This is a genomic window from Streptomyces sp. FH025, from assembly GCF_017427025.1.
Taxonomy (GTDB): Bacteria; Actinomycetota; Actinomycetes; order Streptomycetales; family Streptomycetaceae; genus Kitasatospora.
In genome coordinates, this window is the sequence record NZ_JAFLNG010000971.1 from 1 (window position 1) to 2,215 (window position 2,215).

At 65.5% G+C, this 2,215-nt stretch carries 3 protein-coding genes and 1 pseudogene; 1 reads left to right on the forward strand and 3 read right to left on the reverse strand.

What is annotated here, in order from left to right:
• The 3 genes and pseudogenes from J0670_RS36270 to J0670_RS36280 all read right to left on the reverse strand — a co-directional run.
• A pseudogene (locus J0670_RS36270) lies at positions 1 to 141 on the reverse strand (VOC family protein); the annotation flags it as partial.
• A gap of 283 nt (positions 142 to 424) precedes the next feature.
• Positions 425 to 790 (reverse strand): hypothetical protein, encoded by a 366-nt coding sequence (locus J0670_RS36275; RefSeq protein WP_207816991.1) that lies wholly within the window; start codon positions 788 to 790, stop codon positions 425 to 427.
• 175 nt (positions 791 to 965) lie between these two features.
• Positions 966 to 1,499: a DUF4240 domain-containing protein gene (locus tag J0670_RS36280; RefSeq protein WP_207816993.1), complete on the reverse strand. Its 534-nt coding sequence runs from the start codon at positions 1,497 to 1,499 to the stop codon at positions 966 to 968.
• A gap of 272 nt (positions 1,500 to 1,771) precedes the next feature.
• Here J0670_RS36280 and J0670_RS36285 point away from each other — a divergent pair.
• Positions 1,772 to 2,215: transcriptional regulator (locus J0670_RS36285; RefSeq protein WP_207816995.1), on the forward strand; the 444-nt coding region annotated here is incomplete at its 3' end.

Below are 2,215 nucleotides of genomic sequence, written 5' to 3' on the forward strand. Positions count from 1 at the left end.
GTCGAACTGCGCGAGCCACTCCTCGCGGGTTTTGAAGGGAGCAGGCGGCGGCTCGTCGATATAGCCCAGTGCCGCCTTCCAGAAATCGGCGAGGAGTTGTGCGTTTGCGCAATCGAGGGTCAGATCGATTTTGGCTGCCATGACAGGACCGTACTGCACACCTACGACAGCTACCGCCGTCACCAGTGCTCGTGATCACCCGAAGAACGTTGACCGGCCGTCGTGGACATGTAGTCTATGAATCGTCGCAGTTCAGAGCCGGTTCACGAGCTTCTGCGGTCGGTAAAGTGAGCGACGACCCAGGTCGCGATCACATGCTCCATCTGCTCGATCGTCAGCACTGCGTCGCCTTCCGGGTCCGCGCCGCGACCGGCGACGTTCGTGTTGAGCGGCCGCCGGTGTGCTCGAAGTCCAGACGAAACGGCTACGGCAGCACCTCGCGGACCCGCACGAAGTCCAGCGCCCGCAGCAGGTCCCGCTCCTCCAGCGACTCGAACCCGTGCTGCCGGCCGGTGGAGACCATGAACTCCAGCCCCGGCCGGTGCCGCTGCCTCGCCCGCCGGGTGAACCCGCGCACCGGCTTCGAGTCCAGCACCGGCACCGACCCCAGATCGCGAACCGGCCAGACGACCTGACCTCCGTCCAGCAGCCAGGTCGTCGCCCACCGCCGCGTCCAGCTCTCATCCAGCGCCAGCCTGCGGGCATGCCTCTCATCGCCGGCGAACTCGCCTATCAACTCGGCGAGATCACACACGTCCGAGCAGATCCCGGGACTGGTCCGCTTACTCACGCGAACAACGACACCACCCGAGCATGTCCGCCCGAAGGGGAATTCCTGAATGAGACACCCGGCGAGGCGACATTCACTCGCTCGAGTGACAGGTCGCCAGAGCGCTCACCGCCCGATGCCGCAGGATCCGCGCGACCTTCTCTCACTCCTCGGCAGCGGCCAACACGAGGTCACATCAGCTCAGGTAGAGCGCCGCCAATCGAGGCAAACGGCGCCTCATCTCGACTTGATCACCGAAGTCGAAGCCCCAATCGGAGTCCAGGTCAGGACACTCTGTCGTGAAGGCATCGTCGGGAAGTTGTTCGCCAGTCGCCCTGAGGTGGGCATTCCAAGAAATGGTCAACGCCGCTTCGCAGTCGATCACCCCGTCGGGGGCGGCAGCACGAATCACTGGCAGATCTGCCAGCGAGTCCGGATCGGTCAAGACACGCTCGAACACACCTTGGCCCTGCATGATCAGCCAGCCGCGGAAGTAGTCGAACGCGTCATCGGAACACCCGCCGTTGATGAGGTAGGCGGCGGCCCACAGCGGGTTCCGGTAGGACTGGGCCAACAGCTCCCGCAGGACGTGATCGGCAGCAATGATCTCGCCGCACGGCTGGACGGAAAGCAGGGTCGCGGCCTCGGCAGTCACTGCATCCCCATCTACCGGATCGGGGACCCTGCGACGAGCATCCTCGATCAACTTCCAGAACCCCTGAGCATCCATGACGCCAGAGCATGCCAGCCAGGTCCGACACCAAGCGTGGAGACCGTCCGGCCGCAGGTCGCTCAGGAGGGAGTAGTTGCACGACAGTCCACCTGCCAACACGACGGCCAGCACACCAAGGCACAACTACTGACTGTGGTCAGAAGGTTGGCGTGGCCAAGTAGCGAGTCCCTTGGCCAACAAACATGTCCGGTCACAACGGGGCAGGAGCCCGGGAGACGAGATCTGAAAGTTTTATTGCGCAATTTTTCTTTCGGATCTACCGTTGGACCATGCCTCCGAAGCCCGAACCCGAGCGGATCACCGACCTCTCCCGCCTGAAGGCGTTCACCAACCCGCTGCGGATGCAGCTCTACCGGCTGCTGTACGCCGCGGGCACCGCGACCGCCTCCCAGCTCGCCGAACAGGTCGACCAGGCGCCGTCCCTGGTCAGCTACCACCTGCGCAAGCTCGCCGAGCACGGCTTCGTGACCGAGGCGAGCGCCCAGAGCGCCGACGGCCGGGAGCGCTGGTGGCAGGTCTCCTCCGAGGAGGGCTGGGGCTTCCGCGAGTCGGACCTCGCCGGCACGCCCGAGGGTGCGGCCGCCGTCGGCACCGTCACCCGCGGCCTCCTCGACAGCCGCGTCGCGCAGTACCGCACGTACCTGGACCAGACCACGGCCTGGGGCCGGGAGTGGACCGACGCGGCCTTCGGCGCCGAGTGGCTGCTCGACCTC